This window comes from Streptomyces sp. NPDC003011 (genome assembly GCF_053591515.1).
On sequence record NZ_JBSFTY010000068.1, the window covers coordinates 1 to 25,605 of the forward strand.

Annotated in this window: 18 protein-coding genes and 2 pseudogenes; 13 read left to right on the plus strand and 7 right to left on the minus strand. The window is 72.0% G+C overall.

Annotated features, from left to right (window positions below; all coding sequences use genetic code 11):
* Positions 1–164: 164 nt before the first annotated feature.
* The 4 genes and pseudogenes from ACWD0J_RS29695 to groL form a co-directional block, all read left to right on the plus strand.
* Positions 165–950 (plus strand): annotated as a pseudogene (locus tag ACWD0J_RS29695) (polysaccharide deacetylase family protein); the annotation flags it as partial.
* Positions 947–1,777 (plus strand): polysaccharide deacetylase family protein, encoded by an 831-nt coding sequence (locus ACWD0J_RS29700; protein WP_451498931.1) that lies wholly within the window; start codon positions 947–949, stop codon positions 1,775–1,777. The pseudogene ACWD0J_RS29695 and the gene ACWD0J_RS29700, both read left to right, overlap by 4 nt.
* A 345-nt stretch (positions 1,778–2,122) precedes the next feature.
* Positions 2,123–2,431 (plus strand): co-chaperone GroES, encoded by a 309-nt coding sequence (gene groES, locus ACWD0J_RS29705; RefSeq protein WP_003998759.1) that lies wholly within the window; start codon positions 2,123–2,125, stop codon positions 2,429–2,431.
* A 125-nt stretch (positions 2,432–2,556) separates the two neighbouring features.
* Positions 2,557–4,182 carry a chaperonin GroEL gene (groL, locus tag ACWD0J_RS29710; RefSeq protein ID WP_451498932.1) on the plus strand — a complete coding sequence of 542 codons (1,626 nt, stop codon included), beginning with the start codon at positions 2,557–2,559 and terminating at the stop codon, positions 4,180–4,182.
* Positions 4,183–4,266: 84 nt separating this feature from the next.
* Here the strand turns inward: groL and ACWD0J_RS29715 are convergent, their stop codons facing one another.
* The 3 genes and pseudogenes from ACWD0J_RS29715 to ACWD0J_RS29725 form a co-directional block, all read right to left on the minus strand.
* On the minus strand, positions 4,267–4,956 hold the full coding sequence (locus tag ACWD0J_RS29715; RefSeq protein ID WP_451498933.1) for an ester cyclase: 690 nt from the start codon (positions 4,954–4,956) through the stop codon (positions 4,267–4,269).
* A 77-nt stretch (positions 4,957–5,033) separates the two neighbouring features.
* Positions 5,034–5,807 carry an SDR family NAD(P)-dependent oxidoreductase gene (locus ACWD0J_RS29720; protein ID WP_451498934.1) on the minus strand — a complete coding sequence of 258 codons (774 nt, stop codon included), beginning with the start codon at positions 5,805–5,807 and terminating at the stop codon, positions 5,034–5,036.
* A gap of 95 nt (positions 5,808–5,902) precedes the next feature.
* Positions 5,903–6,274, minus strand: a pseudogene (locus tag ACWD0J_RS29725) (MOSC domain-containing protein); the annotation flags it as partial.
* Between the two features lie 142 nt (positions 6,275–6,416).
* On the opposite strand from ACWD0J_RS29725, the gene ACWD0J_RS29730 reads away from it, so the two are divergent.
* On the plus strand, positions 6,417–7,313 hold the full coding sequence (locus tag ACWD0J_RS29730) for a LysR family transcriptional regulator (protein ID WP_451498935.1): 897 nt from the start codon (positions 6,417–6,419) through the stop codon (positions 7,311–7,313).
* 76 nt (positions 7,314–7,389) lie between these two features.
* On the opposite strand, the gene ACWD0J_RS29735 is transcribed toward ACWD0J_RS29730, so the two are convergent.
* A complete protein-coding gene (locus ACWD0J_RS29735) occupies positions 7,390–7,719 on the minus strand; it encodes a WhiB family transcriptional regulator (protein ID WP_451498936.1) in 330 nt (109 codons plus the stop codon).
* 381 nt (positions 7,720–8,100) lie between these two features.
* On the opposite strand from ACWD0J_RS29735, the gene ACWD0J_RS29740 reads away from it, so the two are divergent.
* The 4 genes from ACWD0J_RS29740 to ACWD0J_RS29755 all read left to right on the plus strand — a co-directional run bounded on the left by ACWD0J_RS29740 (position 8,101) and on the right by ACWD0J_RS29755 (position 12,651).
* Entirely contained in the window at positions 8,101–8,712 is a 612-nt protein-coding gene (locus tag ACWD0J_RS29740; protein ID WP_003948568.1) for a response regulator transcription factor, read from the plus strand.
* 347 nt (positions 8,713–9,059) lie between these two features.
* Positions 9,060–9,647: a sigma-70 family RNA polymerase sigma factor gene (locus ACWD0J_RS29745; protein ID WP_451498937.1), complete on the plus strand. Its 588-nt coding sequence runs from the start codon at positions 9,060–9,062 to the stop codon at positions 9,645–9,647.
* 232 nt (positions 9,648–9,879) lie between these two features.
* Entirely contained in the window at positions 9,880–11,388 is a 1,509-nt protein-coding gene (guaB, locus tag ACWD0J_RS29750) for an IMP dehydrogenase (RefSeq protein WP_451498938.1), read from the plus strand.
* A gap of 138 nt (positions 11,389–11,526) precedes the next feature.
* Positions 11,527–12,651 carry a GuaB3 family IMP dehydrogenase-related protein gene (locus tag ACWD0J_RS29755; RefSeq protein WP_451498939.1) on the plus strand — a complete coding sequence of 375 codons (1,125 nt, stop codon included), beginning with the start codon at positions 11,527–11,529 and terminating at the stop codon, positions 12,649–12,651.
* A gap of 92 nt (positions 12,652–12,743) precedes the next feature.
* Here ACWD0J_RS29755 and ACWD0J_RS29760 read toward each other — a convergent pair whose 3' ends face one another.
* Positions 12,744–13,310: a hypothetical protein gene (locus ACWD0J_RS29760; RefSeq protein WP_451498940.1), complete on the minus strand. Its 567-nt coding sequence runs from the start codon at positions 13,308–13,310 to the stop codon at positions 12,744–12,746.
* Positions 13,311–13,457: 147 nt separating this feature from the next.
* A complete protein-coding gene (locus tag ACWD0J_RS29765) occupies positions 13,458–14,669 on the minus strand; it encodes a nucleotide sugar dehydrogenase (protein ID WP_451498941.1) in 1,212 nt (403 codons plus the stop codon).
* A 291-nt stretch (positions 14,670–14,960) separates the two neighbouring features.
* On the opposite strand from ACWD0J_RS29765, the gene ACWD0J_RS29770 reads away from it, so the two are divergent.
* On the plus strand, positions 14,961–16,667 hold the full coding sequence (locus ACWD0J_RS29770; RefSeq protein ID WP_451498942.1) for a glycerol-3-phosphate dehydrogenase/oxidase: 1,707 nt from the start codon (positions 14,961–14,963) through the stop codon (positions 16,665–16,667).
* Positions 16,668–16,740: 73 nt separating this feature from the next.
* On the opposite strand, the gene ACWD0J_RS29775 is transcribed toward ACWD0J_RS29770, so the two are convergent.
* Positions 16,741–17,784 (minus strand): serine hydrolase domain-containing protein, encoded by a 1,044-nt coding sequence (locus tag ACWD0J_RS29775; protein ID WP_451498943.1) that lies wholly within the window; start codon positions 17,782–17,784, stop codon positions 16,741–16,743.
* A gap of 304 nt (positions 17,785–18,088) precedes the next feature.
* Between ACWD0J_RS29775 and ACWD0J_RS29780 the strand changes: the two genes are divergently transcribed.
* The 3 genes from ACWD0J_RS29780 to ACWD0J_RS29790 all read left to right on the plus strand — a co-directional run bounded on the left by ACWD0J_RS29780 (position 18,089) and on the right by ACWD0J_RS29790 (position 25,378).
* On the plus strand, positions 18,089–20,350 hold the full coding sequence (locus tag ACWD0J_RS29780) for a serine/threonine-protein kinase (RefSeq protein ID WP_451498944.1): 2,262 nt from the start codon (positions 18,089–18,091) through the stop codon (positions 20,348–20,350).
* 186 nt (positions 20,351–20,536) lie between these two features.
* Positions 20,537–23,497, plus strand: coding sequence for a protein kinase (locus tag ACWD0J_RS29785; RefSeq protein ID WP_451498945.1), 2,961 nt, complete (start codon positions 20,537–20,539; stop codon positions 23,495–23,497).
* A gap of 258 nt (positions 23,498–23,755) precedes the next feature.
* Positions 23,756–25,378: a serine/threonine-protein kinase gene (locus ACWD0J_RS29790; RefSeq protein ID WP_451498946.1), complete on the plus strand. Its 1,623-nt coding sequence runs from the start codon at positions 23,756–23,758 to the stop codon at positions 25,376–25,378.
* Positions 25,379–25,605 lie beyond the last annotated feature (227 nt).

Below are 25,605 nucleotides of genomic sequence, written 5' to 3' on the forward strand. Positions count from 1 at the left end.
GTCCCATGCCCTCCGGAAAGCGCCCGACTAGCCCCCGCCCCGACCCCTTCACCCCGCTCGGCTTCCAGCTGGTCCTGCTGCGCCGCATGGCCGACTCCACGACGTGGTTGTTGGTGAGGATGTGACCGCGGTCGTCGAGCACGCGCCGGTCGGCGGCCCCCGACGTACCGCCCGCCCCCGGCCAGCAGGGCGCCAAGGAGGGGCGCGCGGCCAAGGCGCGCGCCGCGCAGCAGGCCAGGGTGGCCGCGGCGCAGCGGTGGGGCCTGAAGAAGGTCCCGCTGACGCCCCCGCCGCCCCCCGCGGTGAAACCCAGGATCACCACCCGCGAGGGCTTCGAGGTCGACGGCCACCGGGAGTCGAACCTCCCGCCTGTCTTCACCACGGTCCCCACCCGGCACAAGGTCGTCTTCCTCACCATCGACGACGGCGCCGAGAAGGACCCGGCGTTCCTGCGGATGATGAGCCAGCTCAAGATCCCGTACACCGCCTTCCTCAGCGACTACCTGGTCAAGGAGGACTACGGCTACTTCGAGAAGATGCGGGACGCGGGAGTCGGGCTCAACAACCACACCCTCCGCCACCCCTACCTGCCGGGGTTGTCCTACGCCCGCCAGAAGCGCGAGATCTGCGGCATGCAGAACGTGATCGAGAGGCGCTACGGCAAGCGGCCCACGCTCTTCCGCCCGCCCTTCGGCAACTACAACCGGGACACGCTGCGCGCGGCGAAGGCCTGCGGCATCAGGTACGCCCCCCTGTGGAACGAGGAGGTCTTCGTCGACCGCTGGGAGTACCGGGAGTGGGACCGGGAGATCCGCCCCGGCGACATCGTGCTCAGCCACTTCCGGGGCCGCGAGGACTGGAACGGCACGATGCCGGACATGGTCCGCCGTTTCCTGAACAAGATCACGGCCGAGGGGTACGCCGTGGCCCGCCTGGAGGACTACCTGTGAGGCGGCTGCGGGGGCCGCTGGCGGGAACGCTGGTGGCCGCCGCCCTGCTGACCGGCTGCGCCCGGTCCGCCGATCCCGCCGGCCCCGTCGAACGGCTCGGCGGGAAGGCGGCCCAGCGGGCGGGCTCGCACGCGCCGGACGGGGCGGGGAAGCCCGCGTACCGCCGCTGGGGCCTGACGGCCCCCCTGCCGTCCGCCCCGAAGCCGCCCGCCCGGTCCCCGGCCGCGCGGGCGGCGGGCCCGGGCCTGCCGCCCGTGGTGCACCGGGTGCCCACCACCGACCCGGTCGTCTTCCTGACCTACGACGACGGTGCCGAACGGGACCCGCGGTTCGTCGAGATGGTCCGCGAACTGCGGCTCCCGGTCAGCATGTTCCTCACGGACAGTGTCGTCGGGCCGGGGTACGGGCACTTCGCGCGTCTCCAGGCGGTCGGCGCGAGCATCCAGAACCACACCCTCGACCACTCCGCCCTGCGCGGCCTGCCCTACGCCGGCCAGCGCGCCGAGATCTGCGGCCAGCAGGACAAACTCAGGTCCCGTTTCGGCATCCGCCCCCGCCTCTTCCGCCCTCCCTACGGCACGTACGACACGACGACCCTGCGCGCCGCCGCCGACTGCGGTGTCTCGGCGGTCGTCCTGTGGCGGGCGTCCATGGAGGGCGACGAGCCGACCTTCACCGAGGGGGAGAACCGGCTGCGCGCGGGCGACATCGTGTCGCTGGCGTCCAGGGAGCCGACGGGCCCGTCCCTGAGAGACCGGACGAGGGGACTGCTGCGGGAGATCCAGGCGCGGGGGCTGACGGTGGGGCGGCTGGAGGACTACCTGTAGGGGTGTGCCGCGGCCGGGCCGCGGCCATCCCGGCCCGTCCGGCGCCGAGGACAGGGCCGTTCAGGCCGGAGCGGAGGCCCGGGGCGGCGGTCCCCGGTACGACGGCCACCCGCACGCCTGGCACCTGTGCACTCACGCCGCCGGCCGGAAAACCCGCCGACGCGCCGCGGGTGATTGGCACTCCGCTTGACCGAGTGCTAACCGCGGTCATAGTCTCAGGTCTGGCACTCCCCCCGGGAGAGTGCCAACTACGCGACGGGCAGGTCCGGCACCCGCGACGACGGATCGACCTGGTCGCCACCTCAGACAGTCAACCCCGTGATCTCCGAAGGGGGAGGTCGGATCGTGACGACCACCAGCTCCAAGGTTGCCATCAAGCCGCTCGAGGACCGCATTGTGGTCCAGCCGCTCGACGCCGAGCAGACCACCGCCTCTGGCCTGGTCATCCCGGACACGGCGAAGGAGAAGCCCCAGGAGGGCGTCGTCCTGGCCGTAGGCCCGGGCCGTTTCGAGAACGGCGAGCGTCTTCCGCTCGACGTCAAGACCGGCGACATCGTGCTGTACAGCAAGTACGGCGGCACCGAGGTGAAGTACAACGGCGAGGAGTACCTCGTCCTCTCGGCTCGCGACGTGCTCGCGATCATCGAGAAGTAGTTCACCCGCTTCCTCGCGAAGCATCTTGCTTTGAGCTGCGCCCCTGGCCCCCCGCGATCACTACTGAGCCGGGCGCCGGGGGCGCGGTCAATTTCACCTAGATTTCCGAGAGGGCTCACGCTCCCATGGCGAAGATCCTGAAGTTCGACGAGGACGCCCGTCGCGCCCTCGAGCGCGGCGTCAACAAGCTCGCCGACACGGTCAAGGTGACGATCGGCCCCAAGGGCCGCAACGTCGTCATCGACAAGAAGTTCGGCGCCCCCACCATCACCAACGACGGCGTCACCATCGCCCGCGAGGTCGAGCTCGACGACCCGTACGAGAACCTCGGCGCCCAGCTGGTGAAGGAGGTGGCGACCAAGACCAACGACATCGCGGGTGACGGCACCACCACCGCCACCGTGCTCGCCCAGGCGCTGGTGCGCGAGGGCCTGCGCAACGTCGCCGCGGGTGCCTCCCCGGCCGCCCTGAAGAAGGGCATCGACGCCGCGGTCAGGGCCGTGTCCGAGGAACTCCTCGCGACCGCCCGGCCGATCGACGAGAAGTCCGACATCGCCGCCGTCGCCGGTCTGTCCGCCCAGGACAGCCAGGTCGGCGAGCTCATCGCCGAGGCGATGGACAAGGTCGGCAAGGACGGTGTCATCACCGTCGAGGAGTCCAACACCTTCGGTCTGGAGCTGGACTTCACCGAGGGCATGGCCTTCGACAAGGGCTACCTGTCGCCGTACTTCGTGACGGACCAGGAGCGCATGGAGGCCGTCCTCGACGAGCCGTACATCCTGATCAACCAGGGCAAGATCTCCTCGATCGGCGACCTGCTGCCGCTGCTGGAGAAGGTCATCCAGACCAACTCCTCCAAGCCGCTGCTGATCATCGCCGAGGACGTCGAGGGCGAGGCCCTGTCGACCCTGGTCGTGAACAAGATCCGCGGCACCTTCAACGCGGTCGCGGTCAAGGCCCCCGGCTTCGGCGACCGCCGCAAGGCGATGCTGCAGGACCTGGCGGTCCTCACCGGCGCCACGGTCGTCTCCGAGGAGGTCGGCCTCAAGCTCGACCAGGTCGGCCTGGACGTGCTGGGCTCCGCCCGCCGCGTCACGGTCACCAAGGACGACACCACCGTCGTCGACGGCGCCGGCGACTCGGCGGACGTCACGGGCCGCGTCGCCCAGATCAAGGCCGAGATCGAGAGCACGGACTCCGACTGGGACCGCGAGAAGCTCCAGGAGCGCCTCGCGAAGCTGGCCGGCGGCGTGTGCGTGATCAAGGTCGGCGCCGCCACCGAGGTGGAGCTGAAGGAGAAGAAGCACCGTCTGGAGGACGCCATCTCCGCGACCCGCGCCGCGGTCGAGGAGGGCATCGTCTCCGGTGGCGGCTCCGCGCTCGTCCACGCCGCCAAGGTCCTGGAGGGCAACCTCGACAAGACCGGCGACGAGGCCACCGGTGTCGCCGTCGTCCGCCGCGCGGTCGTCGAGCCGCTGCGCTGGATCGCCGAGAACGCCGGCCTGGAGGGTTACGTCATCACCGCCAAGGTCGCCGAGCTCGACAAGGGCCAGGGCTTCAACGCCGCCACCGGCGAGTACGGCGACCTGGTCAAGGCCGGCGTCATCGACCCGGTCAAGGTCACCCGCTCCGCCCTGGAGAACGCCGCCTCCATCGCCTCCCTCCTCCTGACGACCGAGACCCTGGTCGTCGAGAAGAAGGAAGAGGAGGAGCCGGCCGCCGGCGGCCACAGCCACGGCCACTCCCACTGAGCGACCTCCCACCGAGCGACCCGCTCGTACAAAGGGCCCCGTTCCGCACACGAGTGCCGGACCGGGGCCCTTCCCCTTCGCGGGTCATTCCCCGAGTACCCCCAGCTGTTCCATCAGCCCGGCCCGGTCGTACTGCCACCAGCCCTCGCAGATCAGCCCGTCCCGGAACCGGTGCCAGGTCGTGCCGGTCATGGTGACCTCCTGGCCGGTGGCCGGGATCCCCACGAAATCGCCCTGGTGCCGGCCGGTCCAGGTCCAGCGGGTGCACACCCGGTCGTCCTGGGCGACCTGGTCGTCGACGCGGAAGGCGAAGTCGAAGGCCCGCCGCCACCCCGCGTACTCCTCCTGCGCCCCGCGCAGTCCCAGATCCGCGGGATGCGCGGGATCGTGGTCCACGTAGTCGTCGGAGAACCGCTCGAACAGCCGCCCCGGCGCACCCCGCCCGGCCTGCTCGAAGAACTCCCGCGCGAGGCCCGGGGCGAGCTGCTCGTCCCGCACCACGTCCAGGTCGGTGAACGTCGGCTCGGCGTCGCACAGGGCGACCATGTCCCGGAAGATCCGGTCGGTCTCCGGCAGCCCGGAGTTCCGCATCGCCTCCTCGTACGACGGGAACTCCACGATCTCGACGAAGTGCGACGCGTCCGAGCGGTCCTTGCCGACCACCGCGTGCGTCGCGGTCCGTTTCCCTCTGGTCTGTTCGACCCATGTGTCCATCAGCCGGTTCATCTCGTCGAACCGGCTGGTCCTGCAGTCGATGAGCTGTACGAACGTCATGACGCCGCCTCCGGCCCCCCTGGGCACGGTCCGTGTCCCACCCATTCTCCCACCGGAGACGCGCCGTCACCCGCCCGCTACCGGGGCCCGTACTTGCGGCCCGTCTTCGAGGAGATCCCGCCGAGCAGCGACCGCGGCGCGACCTTCGCCAGCCCCATCAGCACCTTGTACCGCGGATCCGGAATGGACACCGGCTTCCCGCGCGCCAGATCCGCCAGCGCCGCCGCCACCAGCTTGTCCGCGTCCAGCCACATCCAGTCCGGGATGTTGTCCGTGCCCATCCCGGCCCGCTGGTGGAACTCGGTGCGCACGAACCCGGGGCACAGCGCCATCAGCCGCACACCACTGCCCGCCAGGTCCTTCGCCGCGCCCTGCGTGAACTGCACGACCCAGGCCTTCGACGCCCCGTACGTCCCGCGCGGCAGGAAGGCGGCCACCGAGGCGACGTTGACGACACCGCCGCGCCCCCGCTCCCGCATCGCCCCGGCCGCCGCCGACGTCAGCCGCAGCACCGCCTCGCAGTGCACCTTGAGCATGGTCAGCTCGTCGGCCATGGGGACGTCGAGATAGCGGCCCTTGTTGCCGAAGCCCGCGTTGTTGATCAGCAGGTCGACGGGGTTCCTGCGGTCGCCGAGCCGGGCGGCCACCGCCTCGATGCCGTCGTCCGTCGCCAGGTCGGCGGTGAGCACCTCCGCCTCGATGCCGTGCCGGTCGTGCAGTTCGGTCGCCTGGTCCCGCAGCCGCTTGGTGTCGCGGGCGACCAGGACGAGGTTGTGCCCGTCCGCCGCCAGCCGCCGTGCGAACGCGGCACCGATGCCCGCGGTCGATCCCGTGATGAGAGCCGTTGTCATGGCGCAAGGTTAATGACCGGGACCGCGCCCGTCCGCTCCCCGCACAAGCCCTCCACCATCGGTGGAACCGTCGAGGACGGCGGTCCGGTGAGGGCTCACCGGGCTCCGCGCTCCGCCGCGTACGCCAGTGCCCACTCCCGCGCCTGCGAGTGCAGCGCCTCGCCCGCCGCCGGCAGCCGCGGCCGCAGCTCCCGCTCGGTCCTGACCGCCCGGAACATCAGGGCCACCGTCACGTCGTGGTCCGGACGGCGGACGATCTCGATGGGGTCCCCGGCACGGATCTCGCCCGGTTCGACCACCCGCAGGTACGCACCCGACGCGCCCTTGCGCGTGAACCGCTTCACCCACTGCCGCTCACCCGTGTGGCCCTGGAAGGTGCCGCACGGTATCCGCCGGCCGCTGACCTCCAGCACCACCTCGGACCCGATGCGCCAGCGCTCGCCGATCAGCGCGCCGGAGACGTCGATCCGGGCCTGGGCGCCCGTACCCGCACCGGCCCGCCGGTCGGCTGTGGTGAGAGCAGCCTCATGGGCGCACGGTAGGCGACCGCGCCCCAAAGCGTCGACGGAGATTGCGGCGGCCTCCCCAAGCTGCGCTTATGCTCGAAGGGTGATCGAGGCCCGTCATCTCCGCGTGCTGCGCGCCGTCGCCGCCACCGGCTCCTTCTCGGCGGCCGGGCGCGAACTGGGCTGCACCCAGCCCGCCGTCAGCCAGCAGATGAAGGCCCTGGAGGCCTCCGTCGGCACGCCCCTGCTGATCCGCAGCGGACGCGAGATGCGGCTGACCCAGGCCGGCGAGGCCCTCGTGCGGCACGCCGCCGGGATCCTCTCCGGGCTGACCGCGGCCGAGGAGGAGGTCGCCGCCATCGCCGGCCTGCGCGCGGGCCGGGTCCGCCTGGTCTCCTTCCCCAGCGGCAGCTCCACCCTCGTCCCGACCGCCCTCGCCGCCCTGCGCGCGGCACACCCCGGCACCCGTGTCTCGCTGGAGGAGGCCGAGCCGCCCCGGTCCGTCGAACTCCTGCGCGAGGGCGACTGCGACGTGGCCCTCGCCTTCCGCTACGAGGGGGCGGCGGGCGCCGAGGAGTGGGACGACCTCGTCGTACGCCCCCTGCTGACGGACCGTCTGGTCGCCCTCGTACCCGAACGGCACCGCCTCGCGGGAGCACCGTCCGTCGCCATCGGCGAACTCGCCCGGGAGCCGTGGATCGCGGGCTGCCCGCGCTGCCGCGGGCAACTGGTGGAGGTGTGCGAGGGCGCCGGCTTCACGCCCCGCATCGACTTCGCGACCGACGACTATCCCGCGGTGGTGGGCCTGGTGGGCGCCGGCCTCGGGGTCGCCGTCCTGCCCCAGCTCGCCGTCGAGTCCGTACGGCCGCGGGGGGCGCGTACGGTGACCCTGGAGCCGGCGGTGCGCCGGGAGATCGTCGCCCTCACGCTGCCCGACCTGGCGCAGGTGCCGGCGGTGGCGGCGACGCTGGACCACCTGACGCGGGCGGCGGTCCGCTAGCGAGGCCCGCCGGAAGAATCCGCCCGAAACAAATAAGGGGCACGCGTGCGCGTGCCCATCCTGCCGAAACGTTCCTTCAATTGTTCGAAGCGGTGTCGCCACCGCCGGCCGACGCCGACACCAGCCGGTGGCGCGCCCGCCCCATGAGCTCCTCGCGCTCGTCCTCGGTCAGCCCGCCCCAGACGCCGTACGGCTCTCTCACCGCCAGCGCGTGCGCCGCGCACTGCGCACGCACCGGGCACCTCATGCAGACCTCCTTGGCCGAGTTCTCACGAGCGCTCCGGGCCGCCCCGCGCTCGCCCTCCGGATGGAAGAAGAGCGAGCTGTCCACCCCACGACAGGCAGCCAGCAGCTGCCAGTCCCACAGGTCCGCGTTCGGTCCGGGAAGGCGGGAGAAATCTGCCATTGCGTGACCCCTTGTAGCCGTTCTGGGCGGATACGGTGTCCACGACCGTACAACTACGATCTAAGGATATGAAAATATGACTCATTGCGAATCTAGCCTCAGACACCAGCAAAAGGGAAGAAATACGGCCGAATGGGGCACGGCTTGTAATGAAAGGTTGTAGGTGGGGCGCGCATGTCTGCATCGTGTCCGAGCCCTCACGTAGAGTGCCGAAGATGGCACACGGCCCCGTAACTCTTTCGAGTGACCGTCGTTGAGAGTGCGGAGGCGGTTGGAAACACCAGCGCTCGGGCAGGCGTCCGAGACGGTCGACCGCACAGGTGACGATTTCGTACCAGCCTGGAGGCTCAAGGTGACGTGCATCAGCTGCGGAGGACGGCCATGACATCCGTCCTCGTCTGCGACGACTCCCCGCTTGCCCGAGAGGCGCTCCGCCGCGCGGTCGCGACCGTGCCCGGCGTCGAGCGCGTGACGACCGCGGCCAACGGCGAGGAAGTCCTCCGCCGCTGGGGCGCCGACCGTTCGGACCTGATTCTGATGGACGTACGCATGCCCGGACTGGGCGGCGTCGAGACCGTCCGGCGGCTGCTGTCCGCCGACCCGGGTGCGCGCATCATCATGCTCACCGTCGCCGAGGACCTCGACGGCGTGGCCCTGGCGGTGGCCGCCGGCGCCCGCGGCTACCTGCACAAGGACGCCTCCCGCGCGGAGTTGCGGGCGACCGTCACGCAGGCCCTCGCCGACCCGACCTGGCGGCTGGCCCCCCGCCGGCTGCGCTCCGCCGAGATGGGCGCCGCGCCCACACTCACAGCGCGTGAGATCCAGGTCCTCGAAGGCATGAGCCACGGCCGTTCCAACGCCGAGATCGGCCGCGAGCTGTTCCTCTCCGAGGACACCGTCAAGACGCACGCCCGGCGGCTGTTCAAGAAGCTGGGCGCCTCGGACCGGGCACACGCCGTGGCGCTCGGTTTCCGGTGGGGCCTGGTGCGCTGAGCAGGAGCGCGTGGGTCACAGCGGGGCCGCCGGCATCCCCGCCCACCAGGAGGTGGGCGGGGCCGGAGTCCCCGAGGAAGGCCGGGCGCGCCCCGACGCCGCCCGGCGGGCGCGGGGACGCACCCGTACCTCCCCGCAGGCGCTCGCCACAGGGGCCCGCCGGGTGCCCGCTGCTGGTTTCGCCGCGGATGCCGCATCCTTGAGGTGTGGAGTTCCTCGGGGACGAGTCGGACGAGCGGGAGGGGAGGGCGCAAGGGATGAGTTCCGGCGCACCTGCTCATAACGCTTCGGTGCACAACGACCAGCGCGATGCCACGGATCGGATGCCGTCAAGGCACCATGGATCGATGCGCGACGACGAGGCGGGCACGGCCCGAGGAGCGATCGGTGCGCTCGTCCACCGCGCCGTCGACGGGGACGAGCAGGCCACGCACGACCTGCTGGCCCATGTCCACCCCCTGGCGCTGCGCTACTGCCGCACCCGTCTGTCGCGTCTTCCGGGCGACGCCCGGCACTTCGTCGAGGACCTCGCCCAGGAAGTCTGTGTCGCGGTCCTGCTGGCCCTGCCGCGCTACAAGGACACTGGGCGCCCGTTCGAGGCGTTCGTCTTCGCCATCGCCGCGCACAAGGTCGCCGACCTGCAACGGGCGGCGATGCGGCACCCCGGCTCGACGGCCGTCCCCTCGAACGAGATGCCCGAGCGGCCGGACGACTCGCTCGGCCCGGAGGAGCGGGCGCTGCTGAGCAGCGACGCCGAATGGGCCAAGAAACTCCTCGCCAACCTCCCCGAGAACCAGCGCGAGCTGCTGCTGCTGCGGATCGCGGTGGGCTTGACGGCGGAGGAGACGGGGCAGATGTTGGGAATGTCACCTGGTGCGGTCCGCGTGGCCCAGCACCGGGCGCTGAGCAGGCTGCGGGCGCTGGCGGAGCAGTAGGGCGTCACCGAGGCGGGCTGCACGGCGCTGGTGAGAACAGGCGGTGCGGCGCTGCCCAGGCAGGCGGTGCGCCGTTGCCGGGACAGGTGGTGCGCCCTTGTCTGAACGGGTTGTGCGCCGCCTCCGTACGAACATACGAAGCCCGTAGCCATACGGAACCGTGGAATTCGGGACCCCCGCTTCCCGTTAGCATGGACATCCGCACCGATCAAGGCCATTTGGGGAAGGTGTCATGACTGCCAACGTCGACGGAGTGCCCGGAAAATTCGCGACGCTCGGGCTGACCTACGACGACGTGCTGCTGCTGCCGGGCCCGTCGGACATGGCGCCCGACGCGATCGACACCGCCTCGTACGTCTCCAAGAACGTGCGGGTCAACATCCCGCTCCTGTCCGCCGCCATGGACAAGGTCACCGAGTCGCGCATGGCGATCGCGATGGCCCGCCAGGGCGGCGTCGGCGTTCTGCACCGCAACCTGTCCATCGAGGACCAGGCCAACCAGGTCGACCTGGTCAAGCGCTCCGAGTCGGGCATGGTCGCCGACCCGATCACGATCCACCCGGACGCCACGCTCGGCGAGGCCGACGCGCTGTGCGCCAAGTTCCGCATCAGCGGCGTCCCGGTCACCGACGGCGAGAAGAAGCTGCTCGGCATCGTCACCAACCGTGACATGGCCTTCGAGACGGACCGCGCCCGCCGGGTGCGCGAGGTCATGACGCCGATGCCGCTGGTCACCGGCAAGGTCGGCATCTCGGGCGCCGAAGCCATGGAACTGCTGCGCAAGCACAAGATCGAGAAGCTTCCGCTGGTCGACGACGCCGGTGCCCTCAAGGGCCTGATCACGGTCAAGGACTTCGTCAAGGCGGAGAAGTACCCGCACGCGGCGAAGGACGGCGAGGGCCGTCTCCTCGTCGGCGCCGCGGTCGGTGTGGCAGGTGACGCCTTCGAGCGCGCCCAGGCCCTGATCGAGGCGGGCGTCGACTTCATCGTCGTCGACACCGCGCACGGCCACTCCCGGCTGGTCGGCGACATGGTCGCCAAGATCAAGTCCAACTCCCTGGGCGTCGACGTGATCGGCGGCAACATCGCGACGCGCGAGGGCGCCCAGGCGCTCATCGACGCCGGTGTGGACGGCATCAAGGTCGGCGTCGGCCCCGGCTCCATCTGTACGACCCGGGTGGTCGCCGGCATCGGCGTGCCGCAGGTGACGGCCATCTACGAAGCGTCGCTCGCCGCCAAGGAGGCCGGTATCCCGGTCATCGGCGACGGTGGTCTGCAGTACTCCGGCGACATCGCCAAGGCCCTGGTCGCGGGCGCCGACACGGTGATGCTCGGTTCGCTGCTCGCGGGCTGCGAGGAGTCCCCGGGCGAGCTGATGTTCATCAACGGCAAGCAGTTCAAGTCGTACCGCGGCATGGGCTCGCTGGGGGCCATGCAGTCCCGCGGCGACCGCAAGTCGTTCTCCAAGGACCGCTACTTCCAGGAGGGCGTCGCCTCCGACGAGCAGCTCGTCCCCGAGGGCATCGAGGGCCAGGTGCCCTACCGCGGCCCGCTCTCCTCGGTGGTCCACCAGCTGGTCGGCGGCCTGCGCCAGTCGATGTTCTACGTCGGCGGCCGGACGGTACGGGAGCTCCAGGCCAACGGCCGCTTCGTCCGGATCACCTCGGCCGGCCTCAAGGAGAGCCACCCGCACGACATCCAGATGACGGTCGAGGCGCCGAACTACAGCCGCAGCAAGTGACTCCCGCGCGCGCGTGAGACCGGCCGAGGGCGGCCCCGGACGACCGGGGCCGCCCTCGCCGTACGTCCGGGGCAGCCGCTGTCGTACCCGTCGGCGATACTGGAAGACGCTGAAACGCATCAGGGAAAGGCCACACACGTGACTGAGATCGAGATCGGGCGCGGCAAGCGCGGCCGCCGGGCGTACGCCTTCGACGACATCGCCGTCGTCCCCAGCCGCCGTACGCGGGACCCGAAGGAGGTCTCGATCGCCTGGCAGATCGACGCCTACCGTTTCGAGCTGCCGTTCCTGGCCGCTCCCATGGACTCGGTCGTCTCCCCGGCCACCGCGATCCGCATCGGCGAGCTCGGCGGCCTCGGCGTGCTGAACCTCGAAGGACTGTGGACGCGCCACGAGGACCCGCAGCCGCTGCTCGACGAGATCGTCGGCCTGCCGGTCGAGGCGGCGACCCGCCGCCTCCAGGAGATCTACGCCGCTCCCATCAAGGAGGAGCTGATCGGGCAGCGCCTCAAGGAGGTGCGCGACGCGGGCGTCGTCACCGCCGCCGCGCTCTCCCCGCAGCGCACCGCCGAGTTCTCCAAGGTGGTCGTGGACGCGGGTGTGGACATCTTCGTCATCCGCGGTACGACGGTCTCGGCGGAGCACGTCTCCGGTTCGCACGAGCCGCTGAACCTGAAGCAGTTCATCTACGAGCTCGACGTCCCGGTGATCGTCGGCGGCTGCGCCACGTACACCGCGGCCCTGCACCTGATGCGCACCGGCGCGGCGGGTGTCCTGGTCGGCTTCGGCGGCGGCGCGGCGCACACCACGCGCAATGTGCTGGGCATCCAGGTCCCGATGGCGACCGCGGTCGCCGACGTGGCCGCGGCCCGCCGGGACTACATGGACGAGTCCGGCGGCCGGTACGTGCACGTGATCGCGGACGGCGGCGTCGGCTGGTCCGGCGACCTGCCCAAGGCCATCGCCTGCGGTGCCGACGCGGTGATGATGGGCTCCCCGCTCGCGCGCGCGACCGACGCGCCGGGCAAGGGCCACCACTGGGGCATGGAGGCCGTCAACGAGGAGCTGCCGCGCGGCAAGAAGGTCGACCTCGGCACGGTCGGCACCCTTGAGGAGGTTCTCGCGGGCCCGTCCCACACCCCGGACGGCTCGATGAACTTCTTCGGCGCCCTGCGCCGCGCCATGGCCACCACCGGCTACAGCGAACTCAAGGAGTTCCAGCGCGTCGAGGTGACGGTCGCGGACTCCGTGCACCGGCGCTAGGGGGCACCACGCGGAGGGGCCGCCCACCATCAGGCGGGCGGCCCCTTCCGGGTACGTACCCGGCACGTGGGGGGTGCGTAAGGGGTACGTCGTTACGCTGCGGCCTTCTTGGCGCCGGAGAACGCGGCGAACGCGCCGATGCCGAGGAACAGGAAGGTCATCACGTCGGCCTCCTCGCTCCAGCTCTTGGTCACCAGGTCGAAGTGGTCCGTGAGAATGGTCGTCACGGACATGCCGCTGTCGTCGGCGCCGATCATCGCGATGCCGAGGAGCTGGCCCGCGTAGACGGCTCCCAGGGACAGGACCGCGCTCACCACGGGCAGCACCGGGTGGGAGCCGCCGAGCTTGCCCGCGGCGAAGCCGATGAGGAAGCCGACGCCGACCGCCGCGTAGCCGATCTCGTACTCGGTGGCGCCGACGAGGGCGCCGTAGACGCCGGCGGTGACCAGGGCCGCGACGACGGCGACGACCAGACCGAGGGCGACATTGCCGCGGGCCGGGGCGGGCGGCGCCGGGGCGTACGGCACCGGGGGAGGCGGCATGGCGCCCGGCTGCTGGGCGTACGGGTTGCCGCCGTCGGTGGGCTGCGGCACGGCTCCGGGCTGCTGGGCGTACGGGTTGCCCTCGGCGGGCTGCGGCGGTGGCGCTGACTGGGCCATGACAGAAATCCCCCCATGTCCCTCGCGGGACCGGTGAACGAGCGGTGAGGTGTGCGCACGAACGTGCGACGGAACTCGCGCACGCATGTGCGACGAGTCGCCGAAGAGTAGCAGGCACCTCTGCCCGGTTCACCCGGAAATTCACCCTCAGATCCGGTGGGCCGCCCCGGTCGGCGTCGCCCCTCGCGTGTCCAGCAGCAACTGGGCCTTCACCGACAGGCCCTGGAGGTCGTACGTGCGGTGCTGTTGGAGCAGGATCGTAAGATCGGCGTCCGCGGCGGCCTCGTAGAGCGAGTCCGCGCGCGGGACCGGGCGGTCCAGGACGTTCCAGGACGGGACGTGCGGGTCGTGGTAGCTGACGGAGGCGCCCAGCTCCATCAGCCGGACCGCGATCTCCTGGGCCGGGGTGGCCTGCTGGTCGGCGAGGTCGGGCTTGTAGGTGACGCCGAGCAGCAGCACACGGGCGCCGCGCGCGGACTTCCCGTGCTCGTTGAGGAGGGTCGCGGCGCGCTGGATGACGTACCGGGGCATCTGGCTGTTGACCTGCTGGGCGAGTTCCACCATGCGCAGGGTGCGGCCGGAGCCGCTGCCGGTCAGGTCCTGGGGGACGGTGTGGCCGCCGACGCCGGGGCCGGGGCGGAAGGCCTGGAAGCCGAACGGCTTGGTCTCCGCGCAGCGGATGACGTCCCACAGGTCGACGCCCAGGTCGTGGCAGAGGACGGCCATCTCGTTGACGAGGGCGATGTTGACGTGCCGGTAGTTGGTCTCCAGGAGCTGCACGGTCTCCGCCTCGCGCGGTCCACGCGCGCGTACCACCTTGTCGGTGAGGCGGCCGTAGAAGGCGGCGGCCGACTCGGTGCAGGCGGGGGTGAGTCCGCCGATCACCTTGGGGGTGTTGGCGGGCGTGAAGTCGCGGTTGCCGGGGTCGACCCGGCTGGGCGAGTAGGCGAGGTGGAAGTCGCGGCCCGCACGCAGTCCGGAGCCCTCTTCGAGGAGGGGGCGCAGGAAGTCCTCCGTGGTGCCTGGAGGGACGGGCGACTCCAGGATCACCGTGGTGTGCGGGCGCAGGTGTGCGGCCAGGGTGCGGGCGGCGGCCTCCACCTGGCTCAGGTCGAGCCCGCCGTCCGCGTCCCGTGGCGTGGGCGCGCAGATGACGGCGGTGCGCACCCGGCCGAGCCCGGCGGGGCCGGTGGCGTGCCGGAAGCCCCCCGAGAGCATCCGGCGCAGTTCGGCGGGGCTGAGGGAGCCGGGCTCGGGTCCGGTCCGGTAACCGAGGGTGGCGATGCCGGCGGCGACGGCGGCCTGGGCCAGGGGCAGTCCGTAGGGGCCGAGTCCGATCACGGCGAGATCTGCGGGCATGGCGTGGGCCGTCCTTCCCAGTAACCGAAGCGGGACAGGTGCGCAAGCCCGGTGGACAGGACGGGCGAGCGCAATGTCAGACTAGGAGTAAATATGACCGATCTGCGGGATTGGTCCCGTGTGTCTTCCGGTCGGTCCGCGCGCTTTCGTCCGGGACTCCGTGAAGGTTGTCCACAGGCTGGGGCCCGTGGTGGCTGAACTTGGGCAAGCCGGTCAGAATTTGGGCATGGGGGATACGGACCGGGCCACTCCTCAGGGGTGACACCGGCACGACCGACAGCGGAGGCAGTGGTGAGGACAGCGACACTGGGACCGGCGCAACGCGCCGAGTCACTCGCATCAATGGCCGAGCGTGAACTGGACGTGCTGGTGGTGGGTGCGGGCGTGGTCGGCGCGGGCACCGCGCTCGACGCCGTCACCCGAGGCCTGTCCACGGGCCTGGTCGAGGCGCGTGACTGGGCGTCGGGCACCTCCAGCAGATCCAGCAAGCTGATCCACGGCGGCCTGCGGTATCTGGAGATGCTCGACTTCACGCTCGTCCGGGAGGCGCTGAAGGAACGCGGCCTGCTGCTGGAGCGGCTCGCGCCGCACCTGGTGAAGCCGGTGCCGTTCCTGTACCCGCTCCGGCACAAGGGCTGGGAGCGGCTGTACGCCGGCTCGGGCGTCGCGCTCTACGACGCGATGTCGATGGCCCGCGGGCACGGCCGGGGCCTGCCCGTGCACCGCCACCTGAGCCGCCGCCACGCCCTGCGGGTGGCGCCCGCCCTGAAGAAGGACGCGCTGGTGGGCGCCTTGCAGTACTACGACGCCCAGATGGACGACGCCCGCTTCGTGACCACGCTGGTGCGCACGGCGACGGCGTACGGGGCGAAGACCGCCAACCGCGCGCGGGTGACCGGCTTCCTGCGCGAGGGCGAGCGGGTCGTCGGCGCCCGGGTGCAGGACGTCGAGGCGGGCGGGGAGTACGAGATCCGCGCCAAGCAGGTCGTGAACGCGACGGGTGTGTGGACCGACGACACCCAGGCGATGGTGGGGGAGCGCGGCCAGTTCCACGTCCGTGCCTCGAAGGGCATCCACCTGGTCGTGCCGAAGGACCGTATCCACTCGTCGACCGGGCTGATCCTGCGCACCGAGAAGTCCGTCCTGTTCGTCATCCCGTGGGGCCGGCACTGGATCGTCGGTACGACCGACACCGACTGGGACCTCGACAAGGCGCACCCGGCCGCCTCCAGCGCCGACATCGACTACCTGCTGGAACACGTGAACTCGGTCCTCGCCGTCCCGCTGACGAGGGACGACGTCCAGGGCGTGTACGCGGGCCTGAGGCCGCTGCTGGCCGGCGAGTCGGACGCCACCAGCAAGCTGTCGCGCGAGCACACCGTGGCCCATCCGGTGCCGGGGCTCGTCGTGGTGGCGGGCGGCAAGTACACGACCTACCGGGTGATGGCCAAGGACGCGGTGGACGCGGCCGTGCACGGCCTCGACATGCGGGTCGCGGAGTGCGTCACGGAGGACGTCCCGCTGATCGGCGCCGAGGGGTACCGGGCGCTGTGGAACGCGCGGGCGCGGATCGCCGCCCGTACCGGGCTTCATGTGGTGCGCGTGGAGCACCTGCTGAACCGTTACGGCGCGATGGCGGAGGAGGTCCTCGACCTGGTCGCCGCCGACAGCTCACTGGGCGATCCCCTGCAAGGCTCCGAGGACTACCTGCGCGCCGAGGTCGTGTACGCCGCCTCGCACGAGGGCGCGCGGCACCTGGACGACGTGCTGACCCGGCGCACCCGCATCTCCATCGAGACCTTCGACCGGGGCACCCGCTGCGCGCGCGAGGCCGCGGAACTGATGGCACCGGTGCTCGGCTGGGACAAGGACCAGATCGAGCGCGAGGTCGAGCACTACGAGAAGCGGGTGGAGTCGGAACGGGAGTCGCAGCGGCAGCCCGACGATCTGACGGCGGACGCGGCGAGGCTCGGGGCGCCGGACATCGTGCCGTTGTGAACCCCGGCGGGACCGCCGAACGTCACCCGAACGGGTGTCGGGAGCCGGGATCTTCGTTCGGAATCCGGTCGTTCTACGAGGTGCGGGGGCAGAACTCGGCGGCGAGCAGGGCCGGTTCGAGGCCGGGATCTGTGACCGTGTCCGTGTTCACCCGGAAGGTGAGGACACGGCGGCCGTCGACGGTGGCAGCGGTGCGCACGTAGCTGCCGGAGATCCGGCCGTTGTGCCCCCACACCGTGGTGCCGCACGACAGCGTCACCGGGTACAGCCCCATGCCGTACGAGCCGTGTGCGGTGCGGGTGTCGAGCATCTCGCGCAGCCAGTGCGAGGGCAGGAGGCGTCCGTTGAACAGGGCCGCGTAGAAGCGGTCCAGGTCGGCGAGCGTGGTCACCAGCTCGCCCGCGGCTCCGGCCACCCGCGGGTCGAGCCGGGTGACATCGGTTCCGTCGGCGGCGTAGGCGCGGCCGTGCGGGGCGGGCAGAGCGGTGCGGGATCCCGGGAAGGAGGTGCCCGTCAGACCCAGCGGAGCGATGACGCGGCGCTCGGCCTCGGTGGCGTACGAGTGGCCGGTGACCTGCTCGACGACCAGGCCGAGCAGCACGTAGTTGGTGTTCGAGTACGCGAAGCGGCCCGGGCGGGCCGGGGGGTGGGTGAGTGCGATGTGCACGGCCTGAAGAGGGGCGACGGGGGTGAGGCCCCCGGTGTCCGCGGTGAAGTCGTACAGGCCGCTCGTGTGGGTGAGCAGGGCGCGCAGGGTCAGCGCGCGGCCGTCGTTGCCCGCTCCGCTCACCAGGCCGGGCAGGTGCCGCTCCACGGTGTCGGACAGCTTCAGCCGGTGTTCGGCGGCCAGTTGCAGGACGACCGTGGCGATGAAGGTCTTGGTGACGCTGCCGGCCCGGAAGTGGTCGGCGCGGGCGATGCCGTGGCCGGCCCGGGTATATCGGCTGCCGGTCTCCTCGCGGGCCAGGAGCGCCGCGGCGGGGGCGCCGCCTCGGGTCACCAGCAGCGGGAGGACGGCGTCGGCGGGCGGGCCCGAGGGCGCCGAGGAGGCGGCCGGCGTCAGGACGAGGAGGGCCAGGGACACAGGCAGGGCCAGCAGTGTCCGTAGCCGTGGCATCGCGGGGACCTCCCTTGTCGAGGGCCATCATCCAGGGGCGCGGCTCAAGAGGCGCAGCGGCCCCGGGAGTTACGGCTCCGGGGGCGATCCCGGGAGTGACGGTCAGGGGAGGGGTGGTGACGGGAGTGGCGGCCTGGGGATGAGGATCCGGTGGGGTGGGTGAGGCCGGGGCGGTGGGTCCCGGGTGAGGGATGTCACGGGCTGCGCGATGGGCCCGGTGGCCCCAGAGGCACCCTGGGCGTCGGGCACTTGTCGGGTGAGGGACAATGGAGGCTCTGTCAGGGCGGGTTGCATGAGGGGACGCATGTCGGAGGCGGAGCGGGCGGGGACATCCCGTCAGGACACTCGTCAGGACAACAGCGAGCGTCTTCTCGCCGGGCGGTACCGGTTGGGAGGAGTGCTCGGCCGCGGAGGCATGGGCACGGTGTGGCGTGCCGAGGACGAGACCCTGGGCCGCACGGTCGCCGTCAAGGAGCTGCGGTTCCCGTCCAATATCGACGAGGAGGAGAAGCGGCGCCTGATCACGCGCACGCTGCGTGAGGCCAAGGCGATCGCGCGGATCCGCAACAAGAGCGCGGTGACGGTCTTCGACGTGGTCGACGAGGACGACCGGCCGTGGATCGTGATGGAGCTCGTCGAGGGCAAGTCGCTCGCCGAGGTCATCCGGGAGGACGGCCTCCTCGAACCCAAGCGCGCGGCCGAAGTGGGCCTGGCGATCCTCGACGTGCTGCGGTCCGCGCACCGCGAGGGCATCCTGCACCGCGACGTGAAGCCGTCGAACGTGCTGATCTCCGACGACGGCCGGGTCGTGCTCACCGACTTCGGCATCGCCCAGGTGGAGGGCGACCCGTCCATCACCTCGACCGGCATGCTCGTCGGCGCGCCCTCCTACATCTCGCCGGAGCGGGCGCGCGGGCACAAGCCGGGTCCGGCGGCCGACCTGTGGTCGCTGGGCGGGCTGCTGTACGCGTCGGTCGAGGGGGTGCCGCCGTACGACAAGGGGTCGGCCATAGCGACTCTGACCGCGGTGATGACCGAGCCGCTGGAGGAGCCGAAGAACGCCGGTCCGCTGAAGGACGTCATCTACGGCCTGCTCTCCAAGGACCCGGCCAAGCGGCTCGACGACGCGGGCGCGCGGGCGATGCTCAACGCCGTCATCCACGCGCCGGAACGGCAGGCCGAGCCGGAGCCGGCGCTCGACGCGACGAAGGTCGTGCCGCTGCCCCCGCAGCCCGACGGGCGTGCGGACGGAAGGCGTCCGGCGAGCGGCGCCGGGGGCAGGCGCGGCGAGGAGGCCGGCGAGCGGTTCCGCGGCGCACTGCGTTCCGTGCGGAAGGCCGCCGGGGCGGCCGGAGCGGCGGCGTCCGCGGGGGCGGCTCGCGGCAAGTCCGGTGACGGTACGGATGGTTCCGGGGACGGGGTCGGGTCTCGGCCCGGCTCCGGATCCGGTGGTGGTGCGGATGTCTCGCGGTCCGGTGGCGGTGCGGCTGGCGCGGGGCTCGGTGGGGGAGCCGCCGCTTCGGGGACGGAGAGCGGTGCGGGGGCCTCGGGCTCCCGTGGCGGTAGCGGTGGGTCGGGCTCCGGCTCGGGTGGCGGTGGCGTTTCCTCCTCGGGTTCGGGGAAGGCCGCGTCGAGTGGGGCCGGGGGTGCGTCCGCGGGCGTGTCCGGGGCGGCTTCGGGTTCGGGTTCGGGCGGGGTGCCCGGGCCTCGGGGCGGGAGTGCGCAGGGGGCCAACGGCGGGGCGGGGAACCTGAGTTCCGGGTGGCCCGTGATGACGCCGCCGGATCTGCCGCCGCGGCCCGTGCCCAGGGCGCCGCTCACCGATGTGGTGCCGCGCAGGACCCTGCTGATCATCGCGGTGGTCGTGGTGCTCGCCGTGATCGGTACCGTGCTGGCGCTCACGCTCGGCGGTGACGACGGCTCGGACGGGGCCGAGGGCGGCGGTGCCAAGGTGACGGCCAGTGCGAGCGGGAGCGCCGACACGAAGGAGGACGAGGGCGGCGGTACCCGTACGGACGGTCCGGCGACCGAGTCCGCGTCGACGGGTGCGCAGACCACGCCGAGCGGTGAGGCGAGCGCGTCCGCCGACAAGGGTGCCGGGTCGGGCGGTTCCTCCGGTTCTTCCGGCTCCGGTGCCGCGGTCTCCACGCATGAGGGAACCCAGGGCTACTCGATCGGGCTGCCCGAGGGGTGGACGTACCAGTCGACGAGTGCCGCGGGGGACCGGTTCACCGGGCCCGCCGGGCAGAAGCTGCTCGTGGGCTGGACCTCCACACCGAAGAGCGACCCGGTGGCGGACTGGGAGAACCAGGAACGCTCCATGACCCGCTCCCAGTACGACAGGATCCGAATAGAGAAGGTGGACTACCGCGGCTGGAACACGGCCGACTGGGAGTTCACCTATGTGGAGAGCGGGACGCAGTACCGAGTGATCGACCGGGGGTTCGTGGTCAACGGCCAACTGGGATATGGGCTGATGTACACGGCGAAAGCCGCGAACTGGGACAGTGAGCTGCGCAAGACCACCTGGCAGACGATGGCGGACACCTTCCGGCCGAAGTCGTGAGGGACCGTTCGGTGATCGGCCCCTAGTTCGATCCCGGGTTTGGCGCGTGAGATCTGGAATCCCCTCTTTGCGGGTTGCCTCCGGCACGTATCGTGAGTGTTCGCGGACCGTACGCATCCAGCTCTGGGTACAGAACGGGCCGTGAGGCGAACGGAATTGACCAACCGGGCGGCCGGGGGAGGCACCGTGGACGACTATGCGGGACGGGTACTCGCCGACCGCTACCGCCTGCCGCTGCCGCCCTCCGACGAGTACGAACTCACCGAGACCCGGGCCTTCGACACCTACAGCGGGCAGGAAGTCCTGGTCAGGCAGGTGCCGTTGCCCGAGGTCGTCGAGGCCGAGGTGCTCGACGCCGAGGGACTGCCGGACGGTTTCACGGCCCGGGACCCGCAGGACCGCGGGGCGCGGCGCGCGCCCGCGGGCGGGAGTGTGCGACGGCCGGCGGATCCGGCCGTACGGCGGGCCGTCGAGGCCGCGCAGGCCGCGGCGCGGATCCCCGACCACCCAAGGCTCGACCAGGTTTTCGACGTGTTCGCCGAGGGCGGGTCACTGTGGGTCGTCAGCGAGTTGGTGGCCGCGCGGCCCCTGGCGGCGCTGCTCGCCGAGAAGCCGCTGACGCCGTACCGGGCGGCCGAGGTCGCCGACGACGTCATCATGGCCCTGCGGGTCCTGCACGCCCACGGCTGGGTGCACCGGAACGTCACCGCGCGCACGGTGCTCGTCTGCGACGACGGCCGGGTGATGCTGACCGGTCTCGCGGTGGGCGCGGCGGAGGAAGCGCTGTGCGGGTACGACCCGGTGCCGGCCGAGGACAGTGAGTGGGGCGCCGGAGGCGGGGAGTCCGGTGGCGGGGAGTCCGGTGGCGGGCGAGGGCCTGCGGGCGGAGCCGTGCTGGACGCCGGTGGCTCCCGCGGCGGTGTGCCCGGTTCCGGCGGCCCGGGTTCCGGCGGTCCCGGTTCCGGTGGTGCCCGGTACGGCTCCCGTGGTGCTCTCGGTGCCGGTGGTCCCCAGGGGGCAGGCCGCCCCGGTGGTCCTCAGGGGCCAGGCGGTCCCGGTGTCCATGGCGCCGTGAGTGCCGTGAGTGCCGTGGGCCTGGACGGAGCGGATGCCGAGGCCGCTCGGCGGGCCGCCATCGAGGCGCGGGCGGCGGGCGGACTGCCGGCTCCCGGCCCGGAGACGGAGAACGGGGCGTCGGCCGCGCTCGCCCGCCGGGCTGTCGACACCGGCACGGACATCAGGGCGGCGCGGGCCGGGGCGATCGCCGCGTACCGCGCGGGGGCGCGGGCCGCGGCCCGGGTCCAGGAGGCGCAGAACGGCCGGGCGGCCCTGCCGGGAGCGCGTCCCGCCCCCGAGGGCGACCCGACGGCCCTGCCCGGCGCCCGCCCGGCCCGCACGGGTGACCCGGCCGCGCGGAGCCACGGCTCGGCACAGCAGCCGCCGTACCCCCTGGGCAGTGGTGCGGAGCAGCCGTACGGCGGGGCGAACGGTGCGAGGCAGGAGCCGTATCCCGGGGCGGCCGGGCTGGAGCAGCAGCAGCCGTATCCCGGTGCGAACGGGGTGCAGGCGTCGTCCGGTTCCGGGGTGCCGGGGCAGACAGCCGACCCCTACGGTGTGCGGGCCGCCTCATGGCACGGTGCCGCGCCTCGCGGTGGAGCGCCGGCGGCCGGGGGCAACGGGCAAGGGGAGCGAGGGCGTTCGGTACTGCCCTCCGGAGGGGACGGCAGTGCCGCGTACCCCGGCGCACCCTCCGGTCATCGCGCGGCACCCGGTTCCGGCCCTGGCCTCGGCCCCGCGTCCGCCGGTGGACCGTCGGCGCCCTCTCCCGGTGCCGCGATCCCGTCTCCCACCCGCTGGGACGACCTGGCCGCGGGTGCGCCTGTGCGGCGTGGGCCCACGACCGCGTTGGCGGCGGAGCGGGCCCGGCAGGCGCGGATGGCCGTGGTGGGACCCGTGACCGAGCGGTGGGCGCCGGAGCAGGCCGGGCCTGTGCACGAGAACTGGCAGCTGGCGGCGCCGATCGGGCCCGCCACCGACCTGTGGGCGCTGGGCGCGCTGCTCTTCCGGGCCGTTCAGGGGCACGCGCCGTATCCGGAGGAGTCGACCGCCGAGCTGGTGCAGCTGGTGTGCGCGGAGCCGCCCGCCTTCGCCGAGGAGTGCGGGCCGCTGCGGCCGGTCGTCGAGTCGCTGCTGCGGCAGGACCCGACCGAGCGGCTGGACTTCGAGGAACTGCGCGGCTGGCTGCGTTCGTTGGTGCGTTCGGCGCCCGAGCCGGAGGCCGGCGCGCACGTCGTCGCGGCGCCGCCCGCCGACACCAGCCGGCTGCCCGTCATACGGCGCCGGGGCGAGCTGGTGCGCAGGCGGCGCGCGGGGCTGCCCGCGCACCACGGACGGCACAAGCGGGCGCGGGAGGGAACCGGTTCGCCGCGCAGGCTCGGCCGGACCCTGCTCCTGCTGATCCTGCTCCTGCTGGCCGGCGCCATCGCGTACGCCATGCTCTTCATGCCGAAGACCGGCTCCGGCGCGGAGGACGGCACGGACCGGACCGGGACCGCAGGCGAGGTCGGTCCGGCGCCGGAGCAGTCACCGGAGGCGAGCAGTGAGCCCCGGCCCGACCAGACGTCGCCGCAGCCCGAGAGCGGCCCGTCCTCGTCCGCCGCCTCCACCGAGACGCAGACCCACGGTCCCGAGGTCGCCGACGGATTCACCCTGCGCAAGGACACCGAGGGCTTCCAGGTCGCCGTCGCCAACGGCTGGGACCGCACGCCGGTCAACGGGCGCGGGCAGGTCGTGTACACGCAGGGCACCTTCGAGCTCATCGTCGTTCCGGGACGGGACAGCGCGGACGGGGACGGCAGCGACCCGATGGTGTACCAGCGGGAGAAGGAACCGGAGCTCCAGCCCTACCGTGACTCCAGCTGGGCCACCGCGACCGGGCTGAAGACGATCCGGGTGGGCGAGCGGACCATGGCCGAGGGGCAGTTCACGTGGACCGGTGACGACGGGCGCGAGCTGTACGTCCGCAACGTCGCGATGCTGATCGACGGGAAGTACCACGTGGTGCAGGTGCGCGGCCCGGAGGCCGAGCGGGACGAGGTGACCCGGCTGTACGAGCAGGCGTCGGGGACGTACCGGGTGACGGGCTGACGCGTCGGAGCGTCAGCCGGCCGACAGGGCCGAGCCCGGGTCCGGGTCCGGGTCCGGGTCCGGGTCCGGGTCCGGGTCCGGGTCCGGGTCCGGGTCCGTGGGGTGCCGGGACGCCGAGGGCGTCCCTTTGGTTGTCTCCCGTCTCTTGAAGGGACAACCGTCACAGTGCGGTCTCCTTGACGGCTCCCTGGTTCCTTTCGGCCGTGACAGGTCCTTACTCTGACCCTGTCAAGAGCATTGCGGGGCAACGTGGATCAGATGCAGGGCCAGCTCGTCGCGGGGCGCTACCGGCTCGCCGAGCCGATAGGCAAGGGCGGCATGGGCCGGGTGTGGCGTGCACACGACGAGGTGCTGCACCGAGCCGTCGCGATCAAGGAGTTGACCGCCGCGCTCTACGTGTCCGAGAGCGACCAGGCCGTGCTCTTGGCCCGCACCCGCGCGGAGGCGCGCGCGGCCGCCCGGATCAACCACTCCGCGGTCGTCACCGTGCACGACGTGCTGGACCACGACAACCGGCCGTGGATCGTGATGGAGCTGGTCGAGGGCCACTCGCTGGCCGACGCGGTCAGGGAACAGGGGCGCGTCGAGCCCACGGAGGCGGCCCGCGTCGGGCTGTGGGTGCTGCGGGCACTGCGCGCCGCGCACACCGCCGGGGTGCTGCACCGTGACGTGAAACCCGGCAACGTGCTCCTCGGGCGCGACGGCCGCGTTCTGCTCACCGACTTCGGCATCGCCCAGATCGAGGGCGACACGACCATCACGCGCACCGGAGAGGTCGTCGGCTCGGTCGACTACCTGGCTCCCGAGCGGATCCGCGGCCAGGACCCGGGACCGTCCTCCGATCTGTGGGCGCTCGGGGCCACGCTGTACACGGCCGTCGAGGGACGGTCGCCGTTCCGCCGTACGACACCGCTGACCACCATGCAGGCGGTCGTCGAGGAGGAACCCGCCGAGCCGCGGTACGCCGGTCCGCTCGGCCCCGTCATCGCCGCGCTGCTGCACAAGGACCCGGCCGTGCGGCCCGGCATGGTCCAGGCCGAGCAGCTGCTCGCCGAGGCGGCGGCGGGACGAATGCCGCGTGCGCAGTCGTATGCGCCGCCGGTGCGGGCGGGGTACGGCAGCACCGGGACGGGCACCGGCACCGGCACCGGCACCGGTACCCGCGCGCAGACGGCCGCCGCCACGCCGTATCCGCCGGCGGAGATCGGGCCCGTTCCCACGCCGCCGAAGCGCCGCCGGCTGCGTACCCTCGCCCTGGTCGTCGCCTTCGCGGCGATCGTCGGCGGGGGTACCGCGGTGGCGGTGCGGCAGTTCGGCACGACCGGGTCCACCGACTCCGCCGGGCCGAGCCCGAGCGCAAGTGCCACGCCGACCGGGGAAGGCGGCCCGGGAACGGTTCCCGCCAGTTGGCAGCAGCACAACGACCCGGCAGGGTTCAGCATCTACCTGCCCAAGGGCTGGGAGCGGTCGGTCTCCATCAAGAGCAAGGACGGCTTGCAGCAGATCGACTACTCGCCGGACAAGGGTGAGCACCTGGTGCGTATCGCCGTCGACATCTCGCCGGACTACGACGACCCGTACTTCCATCAAGCCGAACTGGAACAGCAGTTGGAACGGCAGCTGGCGGACTACGAGCGCTTGGGCATGCGGCGCCAGACCTACCGTGACCGTCCAGGCTCCCGACTGGAGTACACCTGGACAGAGCAGGTGCACGTTTCGCGCCCCTCCGGGGCGTACCGGGCCGTCGACCTGATGTACATCGCCCGGAGCGGGGTCGAGTACGCGATCTGCATGGCCTCTCCTATGGATGACTGGGCCACTACGCGCAAACAGCTTGAGACCGTGCTGCAGGGCTGGCGAGAAGGAGAAGTCAGGCAGTAACCGTCCCCTGCTTTTGTTCGACCCTACGGACGGGTTCGGCGGAACCCGGTACAAGAGCTCCGCCGAACAGGCCGTCAAGGCGGCTCACTGTTGTGCGGGGGTCAGGCCCAATCGGAGCAGGTACGCCCGCTGACGTAATTGTCCGACCAGTTGGTGAAGGTCATTGCTCCCGAGGCGCCAGTCACCGAGCACGCGGCTCCGCTGTGCATCCGGTCATGGCTGAAAGT